Source organism: Pseudoalteromonas sp. S554 (assembly GCF_005930865.1).
GTDB lineage: Bacteria > Pseudomonadota > Gammaproteobacteria > Enterobacterales > Alteromonadaceae > Pseudoalteromonas > Pseudoalteromonas marina.
In genome coordinates, this window is the sequence record NZ_PNDV01000121.1 from 1 (window position 1) to 3,165 (window position 3,165).

The 3,165-nt window shown below is 38.2% G+C and carries 2 protein-coding genes; both read right to left on the bottom strand.

All coding sequences use genetic code 11. From position 1 onward, the window contains the following. Nucleotides 1–497: 497 nt before the first annotated feature. Nucleotides 498–2,291, bottom strand: a complete 1,794-nt coding sequence (locus CWB65_RS18810; protein WP_008130733.1) for a choice-of-anchor I family protein — start codon at nucleotides 2,289–2,291, stop codon at nucleotides 498–500. An 85-nt stretch (nucleotides 2,292–2,376) separates the two neighbouring features. Next, the coding region (locus CWB65_RS18815; protein ID WP_138741227.1) for an acyltransferase family protein at nucleotides 2,377–3,165 on the bottom strand (789 nt) is incomplete at its 5' end.

Genomic DNA, 3,165 nt, shown 5'->3' on the forward strand with positions numbered 1-3,165 from the left:
GTGGTTCACTCAGTTTCAATTGAGACTCTAATTTGTTTGCCTCACTTAGCGAACTAAGCTTGGCTGTTAGAACTCAATCTGTACGAGTGCCCACACAGATGATTGCTTTATATTGTTAAAGAACGTTGCGACGTTGTCGCTAGGGATGCGTATAATACATCCTTTATTTTTCGAGTCAATACTTTGTTTTCAAATTTCTTTTTAGAATCTTTAAAAGTAAAGTTTTACTTAACTCTCTGATTAACTCTTGCCTCGCTATGCGTTGGCGCCTGCCGTCTCAGTGGGTCGCATTATAGGGATATTCGAGTGGGGGTCAACGTTTAATTCATGCTTTTTTGAATAAAAATACTTTTAGTACGAAAGGTATACAAATAAAGGGGTAGAGGGCGCTTTTAGCTTAAAAAACATGCATTTTTAATCTCTACTTAAATGCTAATACTCTATCAATATAGAAAGCGGAAAATAAAGCATGATATTTTCCGCTTTTTACAGAGTGGTTAATTAGCTGAAACTTCCCATACTGCGATAGAACCAGATATCTCATTACCTATGATAAGTAGCGGTTCGCCAGTTGCACTTTGTTCGCGTGGTATGAATGTCATCCCTTCTGGTGCTAGATCACCGGTAATTTCTGCACCAGCTATTAAACCTCGGTTATAAAAGTAGTCTTCAAACTGCACATCATATGGGTTAGTAATATCGTAAATCATGATCCCGCCCATACGCTCGAGTCCAATAAATGCAAAGGTGCGTTCGCCAATTGTACCTATAGTTAGCGCTTCGGGTTCTGCGCCTTTATCGTCTGAGCGTGTATCGCCTTTATTTTCATCTTCATTATTATTAAACGCCTCGCCATGAACTGATGCGGTAATACGACCTATATCGTCTCCAGAATCAAACACCACCAGCCCATTGCTGTCCCAAATGGTAAACGAACGTGCGCCATAGGCATAAAGCGATTCGTATTGACCATCGTTATTATTATCACCTTTAACCGTTGTCACTTTTAAACGGCCGATGTCGTTATCGTCGTTATTTAAGTAATCAAAATTAGCAGCAAGCGTTAGGTCTTCGACGCGGCTTTCATCTATGTAAGCAAGACAACCATCGTCTTCATCGAAATCTACGCCGCCTTTAGCTATGCAATCTGCCTCATTGGTTGTATCAAAAAAGTATTCGCGTGCATCACCTTCATTAGCCGACACTATAAAGTTTGCACCTTTCCAGCTAAAGCTTGAAATTGTGTCTGGCTGATACATGCCATATAAGCCAGGGTATGATTTAAAATTAACACCGCCGTCTTTATCTGATGCGTCTATTTGCAAGCTAGACCAGTCTTTAAACCCTAACCCTTTTAACTCAAGAGAGTTATCTTCTAAATTAACGATGGCTAGTCCATTATTTTCTTGAATCGATACGTAGGCATATTTGTTATCTTTAGAAATACTGACGTATTCTGGCTCTAAGTCCATAGCTACGGTGGTATTGATTAAATTACCATTTATGGTGCGCCCTGCTGGATTAGCAAATACCAGTCCGAGTGCTTCAAGTTCAGATTGCTTATCGTTGTATGCTGTAAAATCAATATTGGTAGCATTGTCGGCAATTACACCATCATTAACATTGATAATGCTGATAGAACCCTGTGGATCAATACTATAGTCGCCGTTAGGTTCCCCTTCGTTGGCAATAACTACTTTTGCTCCATCATGGCTAAATGTAACCATATCGGGCAAAAAACCAGCAGTTACATTTTTTATAAATATTGGTGTATCGCCGCTTATGTCGTAAAAGGCAACTTGACCTGCCTCTCCAACACTTTTAGCAGCCATTGCTACAGCAAGTAACTGGTTATTTTCATCTATTGCTATGCTGTTTGCGTCACCGGAGGTGTTGTCGTTTAAGGTAAGTGTAATTGCCGTACCTAAGTTGGTTGTATTTACAATGCCTTCGTTGTCTTGCACTAGAGCAGCTGTATCGAATGTGTCTGCAGGAATAATATTTACAACCGCAGCATCTCCCGAGCTATTAATAGCGTAAATCCATTTTTTTGATGCTTGATATGCGACTATTTCGGCAGCACCTTCAGGGCTTTGCGCATTGAGTACTGCTCGTCCTATTAGGTTAATAGTTAAAGCCGAATTTGCATTAGTGCCGTTAATTCCATTTTCACCTGCTGTACCTTGCTCGCCTTGAGCTCCTTGTGCGCCATTTTGACCATCATCGCCATCTAATGAGCAACCAGTCAGCATAGATAAAAGTGAAAGCGCTATTATTGATTTTTTTAACATTGTTCTTTTCCTTAGTGTGGTATTTGGTAAATATCAACACAGAGGTATTACAAAGTTATGGCACTTTTAATAAAGCTTTTTTACCTTAAAAAACCAGCTGATAGGCTAAAGGTAAAATAAGCAACATACCCAATACATAACCCATTTTTTTAAGCGCTGGCGAATAGTTGTTTTTTATTTTAAGACCTAGCAAGGGCCTAATAATATCAATGCGCATTACCAATAATGTAATAGCTGCGCACGTCCCCCAAGTGCACACAATAATTAAAAATAACTCAACCATAAGACCAAGGTTAAAAGGTTGTAGCACAAAGCATAAAATAATTAATACACTTTGATGCAATACATAAAAGGGAAACACCCAGCTATTTAGTGTGTTTAAGTAAGCTGCTTTAAAATTTAAAAAACGCTGCGCTAAGGTAAGCATGGTAAGTACACCAACTACTCTTTGAGTATTATATATTGCAGTCCACACATAGTTTCGTAAATCCAGTTCATTTTGATACGCCAAAGCAATACACACATACAATAGAGTAAAGCTTGCACACAATAGCCAAAGGTATCGATTTAAACTTTTCCAAAAATAAGTGTTTTTAGCTAACAAGTAGCCTGTAAATAAAAATATGAAGCCGCTTACTTCGCGTATTGCATCACCTTTTAAACAATTATTAGCAAGCAACATGGCTATTACCAATAGGCCTGTAAGCATAGAAAATGATAGGTTTACTTTAATCGTATTTAATAAAGAAGAAAAAATAGAAAACTTTGCTACTAATGAGTATATAAAAACAATAAGCATAAACTGCCACAAAGAGCGTAAATACCATAAATGATTTACATCAACATGCGGCCATACTGTTAGTGCATCATTCTT